The 20395-nt window shown below is 58.8% G+C and carries 24 protein-coding genes and 1 riboswitch; of the genes, 13 read left to right on the plus strand and 11 right to left on the minus strand.

Annotation, left to right across the window (positions count from 1 at the left end; genetic code table 11):
• Positions 1 to 36: 36 nt before the first annotated feature.
• From EXZ61_RS18195 to EXZ61_RS18210, 4 genes are all read right to left on the minus strand, one after another.
• The gene (locus tag EXZ61_RS18195; RefSeq protein WP_142814307.1) at positions 37 to 1287 is read right to left on the minus strand and encodes an ABC transporter substrate-binding protein; all 1251 of its coding nucleotides are present in this window, start codon (positions 1285 to 1287) and stop codon (positions 37 to 39) included.
• 173 nt (positions 1288 to 1460) lie between these two features.
• A complete protein-coding gene (locus tag EXZ61_RS18200) occupies positions 1461 to 2471 on the minus strand; it encodes an ROK family protein (protein WP_142813105.1) in 1011 nt (336 codons plus the stop codon).
• A gap of 65 nt (positions 2472 to 2536) precedes the next feature.
• Positions 2537 to 2962, minus strand: a complete 426-nt coding sequence (locus EXZ61_RS18205) for a phosphomannose isomerase type II C-terminal cupin domain (protein ID WP_237219000.1) — start codon at positions 2960 to 2962, stop codon at positions 2537 to 2539.
• Positions 2963 to 3012: 50 nt separating this feature from the next.
• Positions 3013 to 4206, minus strand: coding sequence for a class I SAM-dependent methyltransferase (locus tag EXZ61_RS18210; protein WP_142813106.1), 1194 nt, complete (start codon positions 4204 to 4206; stop codon positions 3013 to 3015).
• Between the two features lie 21 nt (positions 4207 to 4227).
• On the opposite strand from EXZ61_RS18210, the gene EXZ61_RS18215 reads away from it, so the two are divergent.
• The 7 genes from EXZ61_RS18215 (at position 4228) to EXZ61_RS18245 (ending at position 10095) form a co-directional block, all read left to right on the plus strand.
• Positions 4228 to 5031: an SDR family oxidoreductase gene (locus EXZ61_RS18215; RefSeq protein WP_142813107.1), complete on the plus strand. Its 804-nt coding sequence runs from the start codon at positions 4228 to 4230 to the stop codon at positions 5029 to 5031.
• An 11-nt stretch (positions 5032 to 5042) separates the two neighbouring features.
• Positions 5043 to 5414, plus strand: coding sequence for a dihydroneopterin aldolase (locus EXZ61_RS18220; RefSeq protein ID WP_142813108.1), 372 nt, complete (start codon positions 5043 to 5045; stop codon positions 5412 to 5414).
• An 84-nt stretch (positions 5415 to 5498) separates the two neighbouring features.
• Positions 5499 to 6443 carry a tRNA 2-thiocytidine(32) synthetase TtcA gene (gene ttcA, locus EXZ61_RS18225; protein ID WP_142813109.1) on the plus strand — a complete coding sequence of 315 codons (945 nt, stop codon included), beginning with the start codon at positions 5499 to 5501 and terminating at the stop codon, positions 6441 to 6443.
• 29 nt (positions 6444 to 6472) lie between these two features.
• Positions 6473 to 7057: a DUF4136 domain-containing protein gene (locus EXZ61_RS18230; RefSeq protein WP_142813110.1), complete on the plus strand. Its 585-nt coding sequence runs from the start codon at positions 6473 to 6475 to the stop codon at positions 7055 to 7057.
• Between the two features lie 2 nt (positions 7058 to 7059).
• Positions 7060 to 7710, plus strand: a complete 651-nt coding sequence (locus EXZ61_RS18235; RefSeq protein WP_142814309.1) for a histidine phosphatase family protein — start codon at positions 7060 to 7062, stop codon at positions 7708 to 7710.
• A gap of 38 nt (positions 7711 to 7748) precedes the next feature.
• A complete protein-coding gene (locus EXZ61_RS18240) occupies positions 7749 to 8258 on the plus strand; it encodes a hypothetical protein (RefSeq protein ID WP_142813112.1) in 510 nt (169 codons plus the stop codon).
• Positions 8259 to 8328: 70 nt separating this feature from the next.
• Positions 8329 to 10095: a lysoplasmalogenase family protein gene (locus EXZ61_RS18245; protein ID WP_142813114.1), complete on the plus strand. Its 1767-nt coding sequence runs from the start codon at positions 8329 to 8331 to the stop codon at positions 10093 to 10095.
• Here the strand turns inward: EXZ61_RS18245 and EXZ61_RS18250 are convergent.
• A complete protein-coding gene (locus EXZ61_RS18250; protein ID WP_142813116.1) occupies positions 10092 to 10670 on the minus strand; it encodes a TMEM165/GDT1 family protein in 579 nt (192 codons plus the stop codon). The genes EXZ61_RS18245 and EXZ61_RS18250 overlap by 4 nt on opposite strands.
• A gap of 2 nt (positions 10671 to 10672) precedes the next feature.
• A riboswitch (yybP-ykoY riboswitch) is annotated at positions 10673 to 10851 on the minus strand.
• Between the two features lie 15 nt (positions 10852 to 10866).
• The gene (gene ruvB / locus EXZ61_RS18255) at positions 10867 to 11928 is read right to left on the minus strand and encodes a Holliday junction branch migration DNA helicase RuvB (protein WP_142813118.1); all 1062 of its coding nucleotides are present in this window, start codon (positions 11926 to 11928) and stop codon (positions 10867 to 10869) included.
• A 187-nt stretch (positions 11929 to 12115) separates the two neighbouring features.
• Here ruvB and EXZ61_RS18260 point away from each other — a divergent pair, with 187 nt between their 5' ends.
• Positions 12116 to 13204: a carbonic anhydrase gene (locus EXZ61_RS18260; RefSeq protein WP_168224815.1), complete on the plus strand. Its 1089-nt coding sequence runs from the start codon at positions 12116 to 12118 to the stop codon at positions 13202 to 13204.
• A gap of 3 nt (positions 13205 to 13207) precedes the next feature.
• Here EXZ61_RS18260 and EXZ61_RS18265 read toward each other — a convergent pair whose 3' ends face one another.
• Positions 13208 to 13438 (minus strand): DUF1161 domain-containing protein, encoded by a 231-nt coding sequence (locus tag EXZ61_RS18265; RefSeq protein ID WP_142813122.1) that lies wholly within the window; start codon positions 13436 to 13438, stop codon positions 13208 to 13210.
• Positions 13439 to 13628: 190 nt separating this feature from the next.
• Positions 13629 to 14201, minus strand: coding sequence for a Holliday junction branch migration protein RuvA (gene ruvA, locus EXZ61_RS18270; protein WP_142813124.1), 573 nt, complete (start codon positions 14199 to 14201; stop codon positions 13629 to 13631).
• A 76-nt stretch (positions 14202 to 14277) separates the two neighbouring features.
• Between ruvA and EXZ61_RS18275 the strand changes: the two genes are divergently transcribed.
• From EXZ61_RS18275 to EXZ61_RS18285, 3 genes are read left to right on the plus strand one after another with little or no spacing between them, the layout of a single operon-like run.
• Positions 14278 to 15291 (plus strand): PhoH family protein, encoded by a 1014-nt coding sequence (locus EXZ61_RS18275; protein ID WP_142813126.1) that lies wholly within the window; start codon positions 14278 to 14280, stop codon positions 15289 to 15291.
• Positions 15292 to 15316: 25 nt separating this feature from the next.
• A complete protein-coding gene (ybeY, locus tag EXZ61_RS18280; protein WP_142813128.1) occupies positions 15317 to 15763 on the plus strand; it encodes an rRNA maturation RNase YbeY in 447 nt (148 codons plus the stop codon).
• A gap of 17 nt (positions 15764 to 15780) precedes the next feature.
• Positions 15781 to 16056: a hypothetical protein gene (locus EXZ61_RS18285; protein ID WP_142813130.1), complete on the plus strand. Its 276-nt coding sequence runs from the start codon at positions 15781 to 15783 to the stop codon at positions 16054 to 16056.
• Positions 16057 to 16285: 229 nt separating this feature from the next.
• Here EXZ61_RS18285 and EXZ61_RS18290 read toward each other — a convergent pair whose 3' ends face one another.
• The 3 genes from EXZ61_RS18290 to dtd all read right to left on the minus strand — a co-directional run bounded on the left by EXZ61_RS18290 (position 16286) and on the right by dtd (position 18214).
• On the minus strand, positions 16286 to 16666 hold the full coding sequence (locus tag EXZ61_RS18290) for a VOC family protein (RefSeq protein WP_142813132.1): 381 nt from the start codon (positions 16664 to 16666) through the stop codon (positions 16286 to 16288).
• A gap of 67 nt (positions 16667 to 16733) precedes the next feature.
• Positions 16734 to 17474, minus strand: coding sequence for a helix-turn-helix domain-containing protein (locus EXZ61_RS18295; protein ID WP_142813134.1), 741 nt, complete (start codon positions 17472 to 17474; stop codon positions 16734 to 16736).
• Positions 17475 to 17749: 275 nt separating this feature from the next.
• On the minus strand, positions 17750 to 18214 hold the full coding sequence (dtd, locus tag EXZ61_RS18300; RefSeq protein ID WP_142813137.1) for a D-aminoacyl-tRNA deacylase: 465 nt from the start codon (positions 18212 to 18214) through the stop codon (positions 17750 to 17752).
• 66 nt (positions 18215 to 18280) lie between these two features.
• Between dtd and EXZ61_RS18305 the strand changes: the two genes are divergently transcribed.
• Both EXZ61_RS18305 and EXZ61_RS18310 read left to right on the plus strand, forming a co-directional pair.
• Entirely contained in the window at positions 18281 to 19753 is a 1473-nt protein-coding gene (locus EXZ61_RS18305) for a sensor histidine kinase (RefSeq protein WP_142813139.1), read from the plus strand.
• The gene (locus tag EXZ61_RS18310) at positions 19750 to 20379 is read left to right on the plus strand and encodes a response regulator transcription factor (protein WP_142813141.1); all 630 of its coding nucleotides are present in this window, start codon (positions 19750 to 19752) and stop codon (positions 20377 to 20379) included. The genes EXZ61_RS18305 and EXZ61_RS18310 overlap by 4 nt, the downstream gene beginning before the upstream one ends.
• Positions 20380 to 20395: the final 16 nt, after the last annotated feature.

Below are 20395 nucleotides of genomic sequence, written 5' to 3' on the forward strand. Positions count from 1 at the left end.
TACCACAGGCCGCGAGGGCCTGTGCAAGCGCGAGGCTTACTTGGTCGCAGCAGCCTTGGCGATGTTCTTCACACCGTCAGCCACGGAGATCTTGTCGTCGTTCCAGAACTGGGACACGGCATCCTTGATCGCGCCTTCAGCAGCTGGCTTGATAGCCATGCCATGGGCCACGGAAGGAACCAGACCGCCAGATTTGGCAGTAGACACGAAGTCTTTCGCTGAAGTCTTAGCGCAATCGTCAAACTTGTCCATGGACATGTTCAAACGCACTGGGATAGAACCCTTGTTCAAGTTGAACACTTCTTGGAACTCAGTGCCCATGATGGAAGCAGCCAAGTCAGCCTGAGCCTTCTGTGCACCCGCGTCTTTCAACTTGAACATCGCAAAGGAGTCCACGTTGAAGGTGTAGGAGTTGGAGGTACCAGGAGCTGCAGCGCAGATGTAGTCTTTGCCTGGAACCTTGCCAGCTGCGGAGAACTCGCCCTTAGCCCAGTCACCCATGAATTGGAAAGCTGCCTTCTCTTGGATCACCATGGCGGTAGCCAAATTCCAATCGCGGCCAGGAGCGGCTGCGTCGGTGTAGCCCTTGACCTTGCGGAATGTTTCCAAAACTTTGGTCATGGTCGCGCTGGTCAGTGCTTTTTCGTCCAGCTTGATCAGTGCGTCGTTGTAGAACTTCACACCGCCTACGCCCAAAGCCACGGATTCAAAAGTTGTGAAATCTTGCCAGTTTTGGCCACCGTGTGCTACGGGGATCAGGCCAGCCTTCTTCACTTTTTCAGCAGCGGCGAAGAACTCGTCCCAAGTCTTAGGAGTACCAGTCACGCCGGCCTTCTTCAGTACTGCGGAGTTAGCCCACATCCAGTTCACGCGGTGCACGTTCACGGGAGCGGCAACGTAGTTGCCTTTGTACTTCATGACGTCGGCCACCACCTTAGGCAGCAAATCGTCCCACTTTTCGGCCTTGGCTGTAGCGTCCAGATTGGCCAATACGCCTTCAGAAGCCCACTCCTGAATAGCAGGGCCTTTGATCTGCGCGGCTGCAGGAGGGTTTCCACTCACCACACGGCTCTTCAGCACCGTTGCAGCATTGTCACCGCCACCGCCCGCTACCGCGAAATCTTTCCAGGTATGGCCCTTGCCTTGCATGATTTTTTTCAGTTCTGCAACCGACTTGGCTTCACCGCCAGAAGTCCAGTAGTGCAAAACTTCAACTTCGCCAGCCATTGCGGCAGAACCAGCGACTACCAATGCCACTGCGGTGGCGAGTTTCGAAAGCTTCAACATCATGTCTCCAAAAAGAGTTGTCTCCACTGAACCAAAACCTGTGCCTTGGCCGGGAGCTTCGTTAAATCCTCGCTGGCACCACGCCAACTTGGATTCATTAATTTTTAATTAATTAACGAAACATGAATACTGGTGCTTTCCCTAGGTGCCCCAAAGGGGGGCACTACTCTCTGTCAGGCTGTAACCAGCGCAACAGCGGCGAAATCACCTACTTTGTCGCCTAAACCTGCAGCAACCACCTCCACACCGTCGGTGAGCGAAGGGAGCTTGCCTTGCAAGAATGCACGCAAACGGGGCAACAAATACGCACGGTGGTGCCAAAACACACTTCCCCCCATGCTGATGCGCTGCAAGTCCAAAGTAACAATGAGGTTGTACAAAGTGCGCCCCATGACATGGCACAGGTCGTCAATCAGGGCGATGGCGCGAGCATCCTGGGCATAGGCCGCTTCAAACAAAGCTGCGGCGTCAGCATAGCCATGCGAGGCAAAACGGCGGGCGATGGCATTGCCTGCCACCAGGCCCTCTACATCCCCCACATTGCCGCAACCGCACAAGGCGTCTAAGTTGTCACTAACGAACGTGTGCCCCGCGTGGCCGGCATTGCCGTTTTTACCGCGCAGCACCCGCCCGTCCACGCATAAGCCCATGCCGATCCCGGTACTCCAGGTGACATACGCACAGTTTTCGATCCCTTGCAGAGCACCCCATCGGCGTTCGGCTTCCAAAGCGCCAATGCCGTCATTTTCAACACGAACTTTGGGGAAAGCTGCACGCAATGGTGCTTCCAAAAGCGCGGTGTCCCAGGTGTTGGGCAAACCACGCGCGGTACCCGCTAGCCCGCCGCAAATATTGGGCGCAGCCAGCTCAATCAGGCCTTCGCGCATGACAAAGGGACCACACGACGACACGCCAACAGACGCTATCTCTGCGACAGCAACCCCAGCCAATGCGGCGCTCTCGCCCACGAGGCGAATGATCTGCAAAGCCAAGGCGTCGTTGCTGCCTTCTTTGGCCGTAGGCTCCGACACTTTGCCGCGCACGCCTGCCGCGTCAGCCACGCTGACAGCGACCTTGGTGCCACCAATGTCCACACAGGCTACCGGCGCCGCGCTCTGGGGCAAGCGAATGTCGGGCAGTACCAAGGGGGCAGAATCAGAAGGCAGAGAGTGTTCGTTTTGCATGAGAAAAGTCCGAGTCAAAGTGCACCAAAGGCCGCGCATCGCAAGCCGCCGAAGTAAAAAAGCGCTTACTGACGCCCGTAGTCGTCTTGTAAGCGCACGATATCGTCTTCACCCAGATAAGCGCCAAACTGCACTTCCACAATTTCTACCGGTTCAGCGGTCAGGTTAGCCAAGCGGTGCACTTGCCCCACCGCAATATCGCAGTGGCCGCCTACGCTAAGGTCAAACACACGCTCGTCCAAGGTGATGCGCGCCGTGCCTTTGACCACCACCCAGTGCTCCGAACGTTGGTGGTGTTTTTGCAAGCTGAGCTGCTGTCCTGGCAGCACGCCAATGCGTTTGATCTTGTTGCCATCCACCTCGGAAACTGATTCATACCACCCCCATGGCCGCTGGGTACGTTCAATGGTTTCAGTGCGCGTGGTGGTCTGCATGGGTGCCTCGTAATGCGTTGAAATAAAGGGGAAGATGCCCGCGATACTAACGCGCATGCCCCCCTGTTCGTTACGGTTGCGTTACCAGACCAGTAGGACCAATGGCCTTACAAGCGATGGGTTTTGTCTCCATGCGAGAAGCCACGTGCAGGCCACGCAGCGCCTTTGCAAAAGCCGATGACCTTGAACAATTCCCCCATCTCGTGCTCCATGATGAGCTTTTGCGCGGCCACGCGCTCAGGCAGCGGCGCATCCTGCATGGCGGCCACTAAACCGCAATTCATCAAAAAATGGGCTTGGTTGGTGTAACCCAGCAACTCAAAACCCGCGTCTTGGGCTGCAACCGCAATACCCGTGAAGTTGACATGCGCGGTGATGTCTTTCAACCCCACGTCTTGCAAAGGGTCGGCATCGCTGCGATGGGCTTGGTGGCACATCACAGTGCCCATGTGCCGCTGGGGGTGGTAGTACTCAGCCTCCGGGAAACCATAGTCCAGAAAGAACACAGCGCCACGCACCATGCGGTCACCCAAAGTGCGCACAAAAGCTTCCGCTTGCGGATGCACCTCGGTCAAGTAGTCGTGCTCGCCCTCCACCTCGACCCAAGGGCGCAAGTCGGTGGCGCGGTCTTGCCAGTCAAAGCCCTCACCGTGGCTCACCACACCGCGCTGCATCCAAACGCCGCCTTTACGCACCAGCAAGTTCACTGGCATGGCGTCTAGCACCTCATTGCCCACCACCACGCCCTCAAACTGCTCGGGCAAGCTAGACACCCAATGCACCACAGAGCCGTACGATTGCAAGGCCTCTTGTTGGCGGGCTTTGAGGCTATCGGACAGGTCCACAATGTTGTAGCGGCGCACAGTCACCTTGAGCGTGGCCAAAGTGGCTAACAGCTGCTTGGCCAAAGCACCAGTGCCCGCGCCAAACTCCCAAATCTCGTCGCACCCCGTGGCTTGCAGGGCCTGCGCCACCTGCTGCGCTAGCGCCTGGCCAAACAAGGGCGTCATCTCGGGCGCGGTCACAAAGTCGCTGCCCGCGCCTTGCACATCAGTCGCAGTGCCGCCAGTCTCTTCAGACTGCGCTTGGCGCAAACCTTGGGGCATTTGCCCAAACTTAGCAGAGCCATTGGCGTAGTAGCCCAGGCCTGGTGCGTACAGGGCCTGGGCCATGAAGTCGTCAAACCCGATCCAACCGCCGTGTGCGGCGATCCGTTGGTGCAAATGTGCACGCAGCGCTAGGTGGATGGCCTGGGCGTCTTGCGCGCCAGAAGGGCTAGGTAAACTCGGTGCTGTTGTCATTTCACTGTGAATTGTCGCCCAATGTCTGCACCTGCCGTTCCATCCCCCGTTCCTACCGTCCTCATCACTGGTGCCGCCAAGCGTTTGGGCCGCGAAATCGCCCTCACCATGGCGCGCGGCGGCTGGCGCGTGGCCGTGCACTACCGCGACTCTGTGGAGGATGCTACAAAAACCGTAGCTGACTGCGCACAATTGACGGGCGGTTCCATGGCATTTCGCTCCAATTTAGCGAATGAAACGGCGGTACGCAACTTATTGCCCACGGTCATCGAGGCCTTTGGCCATGTCGATGCAGTGGTCAACAGCGCGTCCACCTTTGAGCACGACAACATCGACAGTTTTGGCTTTACCGCCATGGAAAAGCACATGCGCAGCAACGCAGGCGCTGCCATTTTGCTCAGCCAAGCCTTGCACACCCACATCCAGCAACGCAACCACGCCTTGACTGCAGACCAAACACAACGGCGCGGCGTGGTGGTGAACCTGTTAGACCAAAAACTCTGGAACCAAAACCCCGACTTTTTCAGCTACACACTCTCTAAAGCGGCGCTAGAGGCGGCCAACACTATGCTGGCCTTGGCCTTGAGCCCCATGCTGCGCGTAGTCGGTGTGGCGCCTGGCCTCACGCTCACCAGCCACATGCTGTCGGCAGATAAGTTTGAAGCGCTACATAAGTTGTCGCCCTTGGGCAGGTCGTCTACAGCGCAGGATGTGGCGGCCACGGTCAAATTCGCGATCGATAACCCCTCTATAACGGGCACTACCTTGCTGGTCGACGGCGGGCAGCACCTGATGCGCTTTGACCGCGACTTTTCCTTGATGTAAACGGATTTCCCATGCACCACACCACAGGCACGCAGACCCTAACCCTTACCGGCCTGCGTTTCAACGCCAGCCTTGGCATTCTGGAATCCGAAAAAACCGATCCCCAGCCCATCCAAGTCGATGCCGAGCTGCACTTGGGCACCCAGCCCCTGCTACCCCACGACGACGACATCAACCACGTGCTGGACTACCGCAAGGTGCGCCAAATCATCATCAACGAGTGCACTGTAGAACACGTCAACTTGCTAGAAAGCCTGATCGGCAAACTGGCCCACCGTCTGATGCAACTGCCTGGCGTGCTGGGCGTGCGGGTCAAAATAGCCAAGCTCGAAATCTTTAGCGACTGTGAAGTGGCCATCAAGGTGGAAACCGGGCAATGGTGAGCCTGCGCCTTTGCTCAGGGCGCAAGATCAGGGGCAGATAGGCCCCATTTAGCGAAATTGGCAGGCAATGAGACAATAGAGGCTATGAATTCCAGTATTCCAACCTCTTGGCTTGAGCCAGAAGCCCCCGCAGCTGCAGCGCCGAACACCGCCAAAATTGAGCGCGAAACCCACAAACTAGAAAAGCGCCTGTGCCGCCAAGTGGGGCAGGCCATTGTGGACTTCAACATGATTGAAGAAGGCGACCGCGTGATGGTCTGCATGTCCGGTGGCAAAGACAGCTACGGCATGCTCGACATCTTGCTCAAGATGCAGCAACGTGCGCCCATCAAATTTGAGATTGTGGCGGTCAACCTCGACCAAAAACAGCCCGGTTTTCCTGACCACATCCTGCCCGAGTACCTGGCCACACTGGGCGTGGAATTTCACATCGAAACGCAAGACACCTACTCCATCGTCAAGCGCAACATCCCCGAAGGCAAGACCATGTGCAGCCTGTGCAGCCGCTTGCGCCGGGGCATTTTGTACAACGTGGCACGCCGCCTCAAATGCAACAAACTCGCGCTGGGTCACCACCGCGACGACATGTTGCAAACCTTTTTTCTCAATATGTTCTTCGGCGGCAAGCTCAAAGGCATGCCACCAAAACTCGCCAGCGACAACGGCGAATTCATCGTGATCCGCCCGCTGGCCTATGTGGCTGAGAAAGACCTGATCCGCTGGGCCGCACACCGCGAATTCCCCATCATTCCTTGCTCGCTGTGCGGAAGCCAAACGAATTTGCAACGCGTGCAAATCGGCAACATGCTGCGCGACTGGGAAAAGCAATACCCTGGCCGCTTGGAAACCATGTTTACTGCGCTGCAAAACGTGGTGCCCTCGCACTTGATGGACAGCAAGCTGCACGACTTCCAAAACATCCAAACGACGGGTGTGGAAGACGAAGAAGGCGACAAAGCGTTTGACGCCGAAGACTTCACCCCACCCAGTCTCTCGGGCTTGCCGGGCATGCAAGTGGTGAGTCTCTAGTGGCAGTGCGCTGGTCCTTAGTCCCACGCTTGGGGACCCTGCTCGCCTTGCTGGGCTTGGCCGTGTTAACTGGTTGCGCCAGCAGCCGGATGGTAGACAGCGATGTGAGCGCATTTGCAGGAGCCAATGGGGCACAACGACCGGCCAGCTACCGCTTTGAGCGACTCCCGTCCCAAGAAGCGCAAGGCAACAGCCAATCGCGCATTGAGTCCATTGCAGAGGTCGCACTGCAGAATGTGGGACTCACCCCCAGCGCCACGGTCCCCAAGTACTCAGTCCAAATCACGGTACGGGTCGCGGCCTACTTGCGCCATCCTCAGCGGGTGAATAGCCGCAACTGGCTGCTGGACGAAGGCAAAGACGGCACCCGCGGCCCCACCATGTTGCTCAACCTAGAGCCCACTTGGTACAAACACAGTGTGCACCTTGTCCTGAGGGATCTAGGCACCGGACAAGTCGCCTATGAAACGCAGGCAACCCACGACGGCCCATGGTCCGACACCCTGGGTCTATTGCCCGCCATTTTGGACGCAGCTTTGGCTGACTACCCCAACCCTCCACAAGGCCCGCGCAACATCGTGGTTGAGCTGCACAACGCTAGCGTTACGCCATGACCATGAGTCCCACCCGCATCATCGCGGTTCGCCACGGTGAGACCGATTGGAATGTTGCAACCCGTCTGCAAGGCCACAAAGACATAGGACTCAACGCCCGCGGGCGCTGGCAAGCAGAGCAAGTAGCACAGGCCTTGCGCGATGAGCCGATTGCGGCTGTCTACAGCAGCGACCTCAGCCGCGCCCACGACACGGCGCAAGCGATTGCCGCACACAACCGACACCTGCCTCACCCTACCGTCGCGCTGCACACTGGGCTGCGGGAGCGTGGTTTTGGCATGTTTGAAGGCTACACCTACGCAGAAATTGAAGCCAACTGGCCAGAGGCTTCCCTGCGCTGGCGCCACCGCGAACCCCACTTTGCGCCTCCAGGCGGCGAATCACCCACCGCGCTGTGCACGCGCGTGCGCACCGCACTCGATGCGCTGGCAATGCCGCACGGGGGCGAACTCATCGTTCTCGTAGCCCATGGTGGTGTGTTAGACATGCTGTACAGACTTGCGACCCAGCAAAGCGTCAGTGCGCCACGCGCCTGGGAATTGGGCAATACCGCCATCAACCGATTGCTGTGGACGCCAGAGTCTTTCACGCTCGTAGGATGGGGCGACGTCCAGCACTTGGAGCAAGCCGCTCTGGACGAAAGCAGCGTGTAACCATCGCAGCAACCAGCGCGACGCGTTACGTATAGGCCATGGTAGCTACCCGAGACGAACACAATCTGCTGATCGCTGCTGCGGTTGTGGTGGTGGTGGTGGTGATGTTTTTCTTGGCGGCTTGGATCAAGCGGCGCAACAGTCGCCCAGCCCCGGGCGACTTCGCAGAGATACTGACCAAGGGGAACGTGGCAGACGCCCTGCAAGCGCAAAACACCAGTGGCGCACAAGATGCACGCGATGCGTTGCACGACACCAAGGCGGCTATCCGCGCGGCCAGAGCCTATGGCAGGCGATTGGTCAATCTAGTGTGGGCTTTGTTTGCAGGCCTCTTTTGTGCGTTCTGCTTGGTATTTGTCTTGGCCTCGCTCACTACATCTGAAGGTGTTTCTTGGACCAGCACGCTAGTTTTTGCAGCACTTAGCGCGCTTGCAGGCTGGTTTGCGCGGGTGCAATGGCGTTCGTTTCGCGCCCCGGTAAGTGCCCACTTAGCGGCAATGGATGACGAAGGTTGGTTGGTAGCTTGGCGCAAACGCTCCGAGAAGTAGACTGAAGCCTCGACGTAGTCCTAGGGTTCACCCGCAATTCGCAAAGCGTTTGCTCTGTGAAAATGAGGCGATGAGCAAAGTCATCGTTTTCGCAACTCCGGTCTTCTTCCTCCTCATTGCCATTGAATTTTTCTGGGGGCGTTGGCGCGCCGCCAAGGGCACGGGGCAAGACACCTACCGCCTCAATGACGCTATCAACAGCATCAGCCTAGGCATCTTGAGCCAAGTGGGCGGCGTCATCAGCAAAGTGATGACCGTTGGCATTTACACGGCCGTCTTCAATGCAGTGGCGTGGTACCCGCACCTGGAGTTTTGGAACACCTGGTACGGCTGGATTCTTGCGCTGCTGTTTTACGACTTTTGCTACTACTGGCTGCACCGTGGTGGCCACGAAGTCTCGGTGCTGTGGGCGGCGCACGTGGTGCACCACCAAAGCCAACACTACAACCTCTCTACCGCACTGCGCCAAACGTCTACCGGCGCCTTGTTTGGCTGGATCTTTTACATCCCTATGGCCATTGCCGGGGTGCCGCCCTTGGTGTTTGGCATCGTGGCCTTGATCGACTTGCTCTACCAATTTTGGGTGCACACCGAGCAAGTGGGCAAGCTCGGCTGGTTTGACCGCGTGTTTTGCTCACCAAGCAACCACCGCGTGCACCACGGCGTGAACGATCCGTACATCGACAAAAACTACGGCGGCTTGCTGGTGGTGTGGGACCGCATGTTTGGCACCTTTCAAGAAGAGCACGAAAAGTGCGTCTACGGCACACGCGGCCAGCTCAATAGCTGGGACCCCTTATGGGCCAACTTTGAGGTCTACGCGGCCTTGGCCAAAGACTCGTGGGCCACGCGCCACTGGGGCGACAAGCTGCGGGTGTGGCTCAAGCCACCAGGCTGGCAACCGGCCGATCTGGCAGCTGCCAACTCCAAGCCCGCCTTTACCTTGGACCAAGTCACCACCTACAACCCACCCCTGAGCACAGGGCAAAAATGGTTTGCGGGCTTGCAATTTTTGGCCAACTTAGGTGCCGTAGCCGCCTACTTGTGGGTGGCGGACGGCATGAGTTTTACCCAAGCTGCCATGGGCTGCGCGGCACTCAGTGCCTCGGTTTGGGCCCTGGGCCGGTTTATGCAGCATGGCTTGGGCATGTTGGAAGTTGTGGCCGTGCAGGCCGCCGCCATCGCCACTTTGGGCGCGGTGGACATGCTGCCCTACTTCATGCTGTTTAAGCCCATGGTCATGTCCATTGCTATGATTTATGTAGCTTCTTGCGCACTATCCATGGGCGCAAACGGCATATTTAGCACTAAAAAACACACGCTATTACAGATATCGCTGCTGTTTTCCTTGGGTGGCGACGTGTTTTTGATGCTGCCGGGGGACTACTTCATTCCCGGCTTGGCCTCGTTCTTGGTGGCGCATGTGTTCTACCTCGTCATCTTTCGCGACGGCCATGCCTGGTTTCCGCACAAAGGCGCATTGGGCGTGGTGCTGGCCTTTGGCGCGGCCATGTACGCTGTGCTGTGGAGCCACTTGCCCGATCCCGCGCTCAAAGCCGCTGTGGCAGCTTATGTGACTGTGATCTGCCTGATGGCGGGCCAAGCCATTGGCCGCACCATCGTACAAGGGGATGCCAGCGCGCGCTGGGTGGCCGTGGGCGCCTGCATTTTCATGGCCAGTGACTCTATGATTGCGATCAACCAGTTTTTGACACCGGTGCCGTTGGCAGGCTTCTGGATTTTGTTCACCTACTACGCGGCGCAAATTCTGATCGTGCACAACCTGATGCAAAGCAGTGGCGCAGCACGGGCACCCGCTGCTGCGGCCAGCGCTTAAAAACCGAGCTTGGCCCCTGCCCCCAACAGGGTGGCCATGCCCAGTAGCGCAAAAATGCCAGCGGCAATGCTGTGCACCAGTTTCATAGGAATTTTGTTGGCCATCTTGTCGCCCACAAACACGGCGGGTACATCGGCAATCAGCATGCCCAGCGTCGTGCCAAACACTACGAGCACGGGGCTCGCGTAGTGCGCGGCCATCGCCACCGTGGCGATTTGGGTTTTGTCGCCCATTTCGGCCAAAAAGAAGGTCACCAGCGTGGCGCCAAACACGCCAAAGCGCTGGGCGGCACGGGTTTCTTCTTCTTCGATCTTGTCGGGAATCAGCGTCCAAATCGCCATACCGATGAACGATGCGCCCAATACCCAGCGCAAAACCTCTGGGGTAATCGCACTGGTGATCCAGGCGCCCAATGCGCCTGCCAAACCATGGTTCACGATGGTGGCGCACAAGATACCGGCAATGATGGGGAGAGGTTTTTTGAATCGCGCTGCCAAGATAAAGGCGAGCAACTGGGTTTTGTCACCGATTTCGGCAAGTGCCACAACACCGGTAGAGACTAACAAGGCTTCCATAGGATTTTCCAAGGGCCGGACACAAGACAAATGACCACCACGCTTTTCCGGCCCATGCGAAAGCGAAGTGATCAAAGGTCTTGCCAAGTTGTACAACCGCTGGCGCCATGGTCTGCCGACCAAGTGTGTTGACGCAAGCCTCTTCGGGTGAAGAGCGGCTACTCCCCAATGAACCTGCTGATCATACCCCAGTGGCTTACATGCCCAATAAATCCGGCGTGGGATTGCTAGGCGGCGCCACACCCAAATGGCGGTAGGCTGCCAAGGTGGCAATGCGGCCACGGGGGGTGCGCTGCAAGTAGCCCTGCTGAATCAGGTAGGGCTCAATCACATCCTCGATGGTTTCGCGCTCTTCGCCGATGCTGGCGGCAATATTGTCCAGCCCCACGGGGCCGCCATCGAAGCGGTGAATCACCGCCTCTAGCAGCTTGCGGTCCATCAAGTCGAAGCCTTGCGGATCTACGTCCAGCATAGCCAGCGCCCGGTTCGCGATATCGAGCGTAATGGTGCCGCTGCCCTTCACATCCGCATAGTCACGCACGCGGCGCAGCAAGCGGTTGGCAATGCGTGGTGTGCCGCGCGAACGCCGGGCGATCTCAAATCCGCCTTCTTCCACCATAGGCACTTTGAGCAATCCGGCACTGCGCTTGACAATGCTGGCCAACTCTTCGGACGTATAAAACTCCAAGCGCGCCACGATGCCAAAGCGGTCGCGTAGCGGATTGGTCAACATGCCCGCACGGGTGGTCGCTCCCACCAAAGTGAACGGCTGCAAGTCGAGTTTGATGGATCTCGCCGCCGGGCCTTCGCCAATCATGATGTCAATTTTGTAGTCCTCCAGCGCGGGGTACAAAATCTCTTCGACCACAGGACTTAGGCGATGAATCTCGTCGATGAACAGGACGTCGTTCTTTTCCAAATTGGTCAGCAGCGCGGCCAAGTCTTTGGGCTTTTCGAGCACCGGGCCACTGGTTTGGCGCAGGTTTACGCCCAGCTCATGCGCAATGATGTGGCTCAGCGTGGTCTTGCCCAAGCCCGGTGGGCCAAAGAGCAGCACATGGTCCAGCGCCTCGCTGCGCATTTTGGCCGCACCAATGAAAATCTCCAGTTGCTCCCGCACTTTGGCCTGGCCCACATACTCGTCCAGCAGCTTGGGGCGCAAGGCACGCTCAATGGCTTCCTCGTTCGGGGAAACGGGCGCAGCAGAAAGTACCCGTTTGGGTGGGACTGCAGAAAAGTCGTCGGTCTGGATGCTCACAAAACAGCCTGTTGGTGCAAAGATGCAAGCTTACACGCGCTTGGCGTCTGCGCGCACCGGCGTTTAAGTAGCGCAACACCACTACGAGTGCTCAAGTCGTGTGGCCAATATGCCGATAGCAGAGCCAAGCACGCCTCAAGCCTTGTTGGCCGCGGGCACGCACATCTGTTTGAAAGGCACCGCCACTATGACGCTACGCACCGCCCCCAGCGCCTTACCGCAGCTGCGGCTGGCTTTGTGCCTGACAGCCTTGGGCCTGGGTTTGGGGGTTGCCCTTCCCACGCCGGTCTGGGCCAATGAACCGGCCGCCGCCCACAGTGCGCCCACTACCAAGCCCAAAAAAATTGAAGAGCCTGTGGAGCCCCCCGTCGCCACTGCCAAGGAAATGGGTGACAAAGTGCGCGAGGCCTTGGGCACCGGCAATGTGCCCAGCAAAAAACTCACCTTGGTGATTAACGGCAAGCCAGTGGCTACCGCTGCAGCAGAAGGTGCGCAAGGCGCAACACCTGCCATTACGGCCCAAAGCCGTCAGGCCATGCTGGCACGCGCAGCCGCAGCCAAGGCCGCACCAGCCCCTGCCGGCCATGGCGGTGAAGTGCATTGGGCCTACGAGGGCGAAAACGGTCCCCAAGCGTGGGGCAACCTCAAACCAGAATTCAACCTGTGCGCTATTGGAAAACGCCAGTCCCCCATCAGCATTGAAGATGGCGCGACCTTGGTGGGGCCCGCCGAGCCCGTGCTGTTCAACTACATGCCCAGCGACGGCACGGTGGTGAATAACGGACACACCATACAGGTCAACATCCAAGGTGACAACAGCATCACGGTGCGGGGCTCCACCTACAAGTTGCTGCAGTTCCACTTCCACACGCCGTCCGAAGAACAAGTCAACCAAAAACGCTTTCCCATGGTGGCGCACTTGGTGCACAGAAATGACAGCGGTCAGCTGGCTGTGGTGGCGGTTTTGCTAGAAGTGGGGACGGCCAACCCCTTGATTGACAAGGTATGGACCTATATGCCCCTAGACGCCGGGGACCAAGTCCGTATGCCCCGTGAAATGCTCAATATGAACGAGCTATTGCCGGCTGACCAGCGCTACTACCAGTTCATGGGCTCGCTCACCACACCACCTTGCAGCGAAGGGGTGCTGTGGATGGTGATCAAACAACCGATGAAGATCAGCCGTGTCCAATACAAGCTGTTTAGCCAGTTGTATCCCAACAATGCACGCCCGGTGCAGCCCGTCAATGGCCGCCCAGTGCGCGACGGTCAGTGAGGCTTATTCTTTTTTGCCGCGGGTGTAGACAATGCGTTTCGCACCCCGCTCACAGGTGCCTACTACGCGTTTAGATCCCGTTTGGTCAGGCTCCACAATCTCTAGTGTGAAGTTCTTGGCACCGTGTGATTCCACCTTTGCGGCGATAGCTGTCTTGATTTCCTCGCATGTCTTTGCGGCCATGGCTTGTGAGCTGATCAAAGCCAATGCGGCGAGGTACACGATACGCTTCATTTGTTGTGCTCCTGTGTGAAATTGAGGCCATCCCTAGACCCAACGCCATATTAGCCATATCGCCGGGGTGTGTGCGGCAAAAAAACACGGGTTTTCCCATATCCCTCCTTTTCTGTCGCTAATTTAAGATCGCGCCTCTCGCATTAGCACACCCAAATGCACGCCCGTGCCCAAGCGACCGCCCAAGCACTTACTTGGCCAAAGCCCGCAAAGCGAGTTTGATACCTTCACTCACACCCACTTCTGCGGGTAGCAATTTGAGAGCTGCCGCAGCCTCTTTGTCGCTATAACCTAGCGCCAGCAGCGCTTGCAAGATGTCAGACTGCGCGTCGTTGGCCGCGCCCATTGGTAACCCAATGTCGGCACCCAGCTTGCCTTTGAGCTCCAAGAGCAATCGCTCGGCCGTTTTCTTGCCAATGCCTGGCACTTTGATCAAGCGCCCGGCCTCTTGCAGGGTAATAGCCTGCGACAACTCAGCCACCCCCATGCCTGAGAGCACAGACAGCGCGGTGCGCGGGCCCACGCCAGAGATTTTGATCAGTTCGCGAAACGCCTCGCGCTCTTGGGCGGAGGCAAAGCCGTACAAAATTTGCGCATCCTCACGCACCACAAAGTGGGTGAGCAAAGTAACTTTTTGCCCCTCGGCGGGCAGGTTGTAAAAAGTGCTCATGGGTACTTGCACCTCGTAACCCACGCCACCGCAATCCACAATCACTTGGGGCGGGTTTTTGTCGCTTAAGAGTCCGGTGAGTTTGCCAATCATGCTGTGTCCAAAGTGAGGGGTGGGGCTTTGTTGCCTATCATTGGGGCACCTTGGCCCCCTGACCGGAATTATCAACGTGATTCTCAGACACACCTTTACGCCGCTGAACAACACACGGCTCTCACACCTGTGCGGCCCGACCGACGCCAATTTGCGCACCATTGAGCTGGCGCTGGAGGTGCACATTGCCCACCGCCATGAGCAGTTCAAGGTAGAAGGCCCTAAAGCCCGCGCCCAGCGCGCCCTGGAAATGCTGCAAGCCCTGTATGAGATTGCAGCCCGGCCGATTCCCGCCGCCACGGTGCAACTCATGTTGGCCGGCGACGGTACCCCCACAGACACCAACGGCCCCACACTCGCCACCCGCCGCGCCGACCTCAAGCCCCGCAGCAGCAACCAAGCGCTGTACCTAGACAACATTGCCGAGTTCGACATCACCTTTGGCATTGGCCCCGCAGGCACTGGCAAGACCTATTTGGCTGTGGCTGCCGCGGTCGATGCCTTACAGCGCAGCTCTGTGCAGCGGATCGTGCTCACCCGCCCTGCGGTAGAAGCGGGCGAACGCTTGGGCTTTTTGCCCGGCGACTTGAACCAAAAGGTGGACCCCTACCTGCGCCCCCTGTACGACGCGCTGTACGACCTCATGGGCTACGAGCAAGTGCACAAGGCATTTGAGCGCCAGCAGTTAGAAATTGCGCCGCTGGCCTTTATGCGCGGGCGCACGCTGAACAACGCATTTGTGATTTTGGACGAGGCGCAAAACACCACGCCCGAGCAAATGAAGATGTTTTTGACCCGCGTGGGCTTTGGCACCAAAACCGTCATCACGGGCGATGTGAGCCAGATTGACCTGCCCAAGGCCCAACTCAGCGGGCTGGTGGAGGCCGAGCGCATTTTGAAGCGCACACCCGGTATTGCCATCACACGCCTGACCAGCCTAGACATCGTGCGCCACCCCTTGGTCGCCCGCATTGTGGACGCTTACGACGCGGCCCGCCTGAACGACCTGCCCACCTTAGCCATCCCCGAGCCAGAACCCGAGCTGCCCCGCGTGGGCCTGCCCAAAACCCGTGCGCCCAAGCGCGCCTAAGCTTCACCTTTAGCCCGAGTCCCCCATGCTGCCTGAACTCACCCTCTCTCTGCAATTTGGCAAGATCGCCAACCCCGAACTCCACCGCGCCGCACTGGCACGCCACAAAGTCAAGCGCTGGATTCGCAACGCGCTGGAAGTTGACGGCGAAATCACCGTGCGCATCGTAGACGCGGAAGAAGGTCAAACCTTGAACCGCGACTACCGCCAAAAAGACTACGCCACCAATGTGCTGACCTTTGACTACACCCAAGAACCCGTAGTCACCGCCGACCTGGTGTTGTGCGCGCCCGTCATCGCCCAAGAAGCCAAAGAGCAAAAGAAAACCCTAGAAGCCCACTACGCGCACATGATCGTGCACGGCACCCTGCACGCCCAAGGCTGGGACCATGAGCTCGACGAAGACGCCGAAGTGATGGAACTGCGCGAGTCCGACATCATGGCCCGGCTCGGGTTTAACAACCCCTACTGAGCGCCGGAAGGACACCCATGTTTAAGGTTTACTGGACCACCCATGATGGGGCACCACAGTCGCAAGACGAAGACGGCCTCACCCAAGCACTGCAACTGGTCAAAGAAAAGCGTGACGCTGGCTTTGCCTTTGTGACCATGGTGGCCGAAGACCCCAACCATGTGGGCAAGCCAGGGGTAGATGCCGTAGTCGACGGCAAAACCCCCGACGGCCAACCCTACGACTGGTCCAAAGCCGGCCGCGCCGGCAAGCCACGCAGGAATGACAAGGTGGTTACAGTGAAGGACCACTGAGCCCACATTCCTGTCCACGCAACCCTGCACACCGCAGGGCTGGAATTTAGTTGCCCTTACTGAGGGCGCTGCCTCAGATTCGAAGTCCATGTACTCTAGGCAGGTTTGCAGTACTTAGGAGCAATCGCCTAAGGCGCTTTGCTCCGTGTCCCCCGCGCTTCGCGCTCCTCCTTTACCTACGCAAAACACCCTAGGCGACTGCTACTGCGGGTGCCAGGCAAATCAAGGTCTATTTCATAGAACTCAGGCCCACCATATTGCCCTCTGTGTCTTCAAGCAAGGTAACCCAACCGAATTCGCCAATGGAAAACTTGGGGCGGATCACCTTGCCGCCTGCACTGGTGACGCGTGACTCTTCCACTGCACAGTCCTCAACGCTCAAGTACACCAATGTGCCCCCCACTCCCGGCCGCGCATAGTTGGACTTGACCAATGCGCCGCCGGCCCCATAGACGGACATATCTGTAGGAAAGCTCATCATCTGCGTTTCCCCAGTCGGGTCCCCAATGGGTTCCAACTTTTGCTTCAACACGCTCTCATAAAAGCTGACAGCACGATTCATGTCGTTGACATAGATATCAAACCAGCCCACTGCATTCGACTTTGCCATTTGGCACTCCTTTGTTGATGAAGAAGTGCTCAGTCTAGGTAGCCGTCAACGGTCTGTATTGTGTAAATCAGACATCGAACTTATCAGTGAATTTTGCGGGGGTGTAGCCCGTGACTTTGCGGAAGGAATGGATGTAGTGCGACTGGTCCGCATACAAATCCAGGTAATGCCGCTTGAAGGATTGCTGGATGCGCAAGACCTTGAGCAGATCGTGCGGAGAAAAGCCTGTGGTTTGCTTGAGGGTTCGCTGCAACTGGCGCGCAGACAGGCAGGCGACAGCAGCCATATCGGCCACGGTGCGAATGTCATCCAGTTGCGCCAAGATTTTTTCGATCACCGGGCAGCTCACCACCAGACCGGCGTTGACAAACCACCGCACTAATTTAGCCATGTGTTCTTGCTTGGCCAAAAAGTCGAGCGTTGCCATTTCGCGGCTGGTGGATACCAGCGGCAGGTCTCCGGCATACGCCGTGCCTACAAACTGATGCGCAATTTCCTGCGGGTCGCCCTGCCACACACCGGGCAACAGTTGGATGCCGACGTAGTGAAATGACTTCCCCAGATTGAGCACCTCGTAGGTCGTCCGCAAAGCGGTGACACCTGCAATCTCGGTGTCCATCTGGTTAAACAAAATGTTCACGCAGGCGTCCGGCATGGCGTGAAGCAGAAAGTCCTCAGCCAGCACGCGCTCGGTCTTCAGCTCCCAGTAGCAATGCACCAGCCCCGACAGCTCCTCTGCCGGTCGGTCCACAGCGTACCGAACGTGTCCAGAGGCTTTATCGATGCCGTCTTTGATGGGGTCGTACATGGCGTTGGAATAGAGGTCAGAAGTTGATGAACTATAGACTTGCAAGAAGCACAACCACTGACAATCCATCGCGGTTGCATTTCGCCTCCCTACCTCTTAAGCACCGGGTTGCAGGTGCCTGCCAAAGTGAGGTCAAGGAGGAGGCCGCAGGCCGGGGGACACGAACGGCGGCAGGTGCTTGCAGCCCGGCGCGGGCGTGCGCCAGCAAACTTTTGAGCTATTTCAGCCCCTATCGCCCATGGAATCAGCGCAAGAAGCTATCAAATAAATAGCAACTAAACAACAGGTGCCACCCGCATAGGGATCGTCACCGGCCCGTCATTGACCAGCTCCACCTGCATGTCCGCCGCAAATATGCCGGTCTGCACGATGGGGTGCACTGTGCGGGCTTGGGCCACAAAGTAGTCGTACAAACGCCGACCCTCATCGGGCGCAGCAGCCGCCTTGAAGCTGGGCCGGTTGCCGCCCGAGGTGTCAGCGGCCAGGGTGAATTGGCTCACAATGAGCAGGCCGCCGTGCTGGCCCGCACCGTCTAGGTCTTGCACGCTGCGGTTCATCTTGCCTTCAGCATCACTAAAGATGCGCAGCTTGAGCAACTTGGCCAGCAGCTTGTCGCCCTGCGCCTCGGTGTCACCCTGCTCGGCGCACACCAGCACCAGCAGGCCCTGCTCAATCTTGCCGACCGTAGCGCCGTCCACCACCACCTGCGCGCGGCGAACGCGCTGTACCAAAGCCATCATCCCGTGTACCTCTCGAAACTGTCTGCGGCCATTGTGCCGCGCACCCCTGTGCCACAATGAATCATCATGTTTGCACACCTCCAACGCCTTCGATTGTGGCTGCTGGCCTGGGCCGCGCTGTCGCTGTTGAGCGGTATGTATATCGCGCGCGGCGAGCTGACGCGTCAGCAGGACGTGTTCGACACCAACGCCCGCATCGTGCACCGCTTGCTCAGCCAGCAGGTGGTGCAACACGATGCCATTCTGGCCACGCTGGCGCTGCTGCACGGCGGCAATGCGGCTGATCGTCCTGAGCAACGCCTGCCCGCGCTGTATGGCCAGATTGCGGCTGCCGCCCACCGGGGCGCAAATGAAACCTGGCCCTCGCCCGAACTCGCCAACGCGGAAGCTGAGTCCCTGCGCCTCAAGCGCGCAGTACTGGCCGATGTGGACCTGCAAAAAGGCACTTACCAGTTGGTGCTGGCCGCGCAGCCAGACAGCTATGCCCTGACCATTGCCCTGCGCAACATGGTGCCGTGGGCGGAATGGCCCATGAAGCCGGACACCAGCCCGGTGCAAGTGCGCCTCGATCTGGGCGCCAAGACCTACACCGTGCAAGCCGGTCGCCCGTTTGCCATGGGGGATGCGGGCTGGACCTTTGAAGCGCGCAAAGTGCTGGCGGCGGAGAGCCAGCCTTTTGAAGTGGTGTCCCGCCTGCATGTGCCGTGGTCCGCGTTGCCATGGACGTACATGCTGATCAGCGCCGGCACCATTGCACTCGCCTTGCTCCGAGGCCGGATGCTGGTACAGCAACGCACCCAGCAACGCCGCGAAGAAGAACGCCAACGCGTGGGCCAGCGCACACGGCTCAACACCTTGGGCGAACTGGCCGCCGGCATGGCCCACGAAATCAACCAGCCACTCACCGCCATTCTGGCCAACACCCAGGCCGCCAGCCGTCTGCTGGATGATGCCGAGCCTGACCTGACCGCCGCCCGCAGCGCCATGCAGATGGCGGTGCAGCAAGCGCGCAGGGCATCTGATGTGGTGGGGCGCCTGCGCCGCACGGTGGAGCGTCCGGGCAGCGCCGCAGCGGTGCAAAGCGTGGACCTGCACGCGGCCTGCCAACACGCGCTTTACCTGCTGGAGCCCGAGCTGCAGCGCAGCCGTTGCACACCCACCTTGACCGTGGACGGCACTCCCTTTGAAGTGCAGGCCGACCCGGTGGCGCTGGAGCAAATCATCCATAACCTGCTGACCAACGCGCTCCAAGCCATGGAGCAGGTACCGCTGCAGCAGCGTGCCCTGCAACTGGTGCTCAGCCACACCGCCACCCACGGTGTGCTGAGAGTGCAGGACACCGGGCCCGGCATCCCGCCAGACGCACTGGGCAAGGTGTTTGAGCCCTTCTTTTCCACACGCGAAGGCGGCCTCGGTCTGGGCTTAAGCCTGTGCGAATCTTTGGCGCAGGGCATGGGCGCGCATTTGAGCGCTGCCAATCTGCCCAACCAAGGCGCTGAGTTCACCCTGCAGATGCCTCTCGCAACGCCCGCCCCATGACCGCACCGCTTTCTCCCCTGATCCACCTGATCGACGATGACGAAGCCGTGCGCAGCAGCCTGGCCTTGCTGATCAGCACCGTAGGTTTGCGCGTGCAGCCATGGGCCGATCCGCAGACGTTCCTTAAAACCTTTGACCGGGAAAGCATCGGCGCCATCGTGCTCGATGTGCGTATGCCCGGCATCAGCGGGCTCACGGTGCTGGACATGCTGAAGGAACAAAAGGTGGACCAGCCCGTCATCATGCTCACCGGGCACGGCACCATCGACATGTGCCGGCGCGCCTTCAAGTCCGGTGCTGCCGAGTTCCTGGAAAAGCCGGTAGACGACGAGCGCCTGCTTGAAGCCCTGCAAACCTCGGTGCGCCAGCATGTGCAGTCCCGCCAACGCAACCAGGCCGACCGCGTCACGCGCCAGCGCTATGCGCAACTGTCTGAGCGCGAGCGCGAGGTGCTGGGCCTGATCGTGTCCGGGCTGACCAACAAGGAAATCGGCCGCGCACTCAACGTGTCGCCCCGCACCATAGAAACCCACCGCGCCAACCTGTTCGCCAAGCTGGAAATTGACGCTTTGGCCCAACTGGTGCGCCAGTACGCCGCCCTGGTGGACGAAGACACCGCCGCGTAATGCTCGGGGCGCTCCG

It is taken from the genome of Rhodoferax aquaticus (assembly GCF_006974105.1).
In the GTDB taxonomy this organism is placed as follows: domain Bacteria; phylum Pseudomonadota; class Gammaproteobacteria; order Burkholderiales; family Burkholderiaceae_C; genus Allorhodoferax; species Allorhodoferax aquaticus_A.

Coding starts and splice junctions, on each gene's coding strand:
- ybeY (WP_142813128.1), top strand. CDS start 15,317: ATGCTGCCTGAACTCACCCTCTCTCTGCAATTTGGCAAGATCGCCAAC.
- dtd (WP_142813137.1), bottom strand. CDS start 18,214: ATGATGGCTTTGGTACAGCGCGTTCGCCGCGCGCAGGTGGTGGTGGAC.
- EXZ61_RS18260 (WP_168224815.1), top strand. CDS start 12,116: ATGACGCTACGCACCGCCCCCAGCGCCTTACCGCAGCTGCGGCTGGCT.
- EXZ61_RS18285 (WP_142813130.1), top strand. CDS start 15,781: ATGTTTAAGGTTTACTGGACCACCCATGATGGGGCACCACAGTCGCAA.
- EXZ61_RS18215 (WP_142813107.1), top strand. CDS start 4,228: ATGTCTGCACCTGCCGTTCCATCCCCCGTTCCTACCGTCCTCATCACT.
- ruvA (WP_142813124.1), bottom strand. CDS start 14,201: ATGATTGGCAAACTCACCGGACTCTTAAGCGACAAAAACCCGCCCCAA.
- EXZ61_RS18305 (WP_142813139.1), top strand. CDS start 18,281: ATGTTTGCACACCTCCAACGCCTTCGATTGTGGCTGCTGGCCTGGGCC.
- EXZ61_RS18240 (WP_142813112.1), top strand. CDS start 7,749: ATGGTAGCTACCCGAGACGAACACAATCTGCTGATCGCTGCTGCGGTT.
- EXZ61_RS18195 (WP_142814307.1), bottom strand. CDS start 1,287: ATGTTGAAGCTTTCGAAACTCGCCACCGCAGTGGCATTGGTAGTCGCT.
- EXZ61_RS18250 (WP_142813116.1), bottom strand. CDS start 10,670: ATGGAAGCCTTGTTAGTCTCTACCGGTGTTGTGGCACTTGCCGAAATC.
- EXZ61_RS18290 (WP_142813132.1), bottom strand. CDS start 16,666: ATGGCAAAGTCGAATGCAGTGGGCTGGTTTGATATCTATGTCAACGAC.
- EXZ61_RS18220 (WP_142813108.1), top strand. CDS start 5,043: ATGCACCACACCACAGGCACGCAGACCCTAACCCTTACCGGCCTGCGT.
- EXZ61_RS18245 (WP_142813114.1), top strand. CDS start 8,329: ATGAGCAAAGTCATCGTTTTCGCAACTCCGGTCTTCTTCCTCCTCATT.
- EXZ61_RS18310 (WP_142813141.1), top strand. CDS start 19,750: ATGACCGCACCGCTTTCTCCCCTGATCCACCTGATCGACGATGACGAA.
- EXZ61_RS18235 (WP_142814309.1), top strand. CDS start 7,060: ATGAGTCCCACCCGCATCATCGCGGTTCGCCACGGTGAGACCGATTGG.
- EXZ61_RS18200 (WP_142813105.1), bottom strand. CDS start 2,471: ATGCAAAACGAACACTCTCTGCCTTCTGATTCTGCCCCCTTGGTACTG.
- EXZ61_RS18265 (WP_142813122.1), bottom strand. CDS start 13,438: ATGAAGCGTATCGTGTACCTCGCCGCATTGGCTTTGATCAGCTCACAA.
- EXZ61_RS18205 (WP_237219000.1), bottom strand. CDS start 2,962: ATGCGCGTTAGTATCGCGGGCATCTTCCCCTTTATTTCAACGCATTAC.
- EXZ61_RS18210 (WP_142813106.1), bottom strand. CDS start 4,206: ATGACAACAGCACCGAGTTTACCTAGCCCTTCTGGCGCGCAAGACGCC.
- ttcA (WP_142813109.1), top strand. CDS start 5,499: ATGAATTCCAGTATTCCAACCTCTTGGCTTGAGCCAGAAGCCCCCGCA.
- EXZ61_RS18295 (WP_142813134.1), bottom strand. CDS start 17,474: ATGTACGACCCCATCAAAGACGGCATCGATAAAGCCTCTGGACACGTT.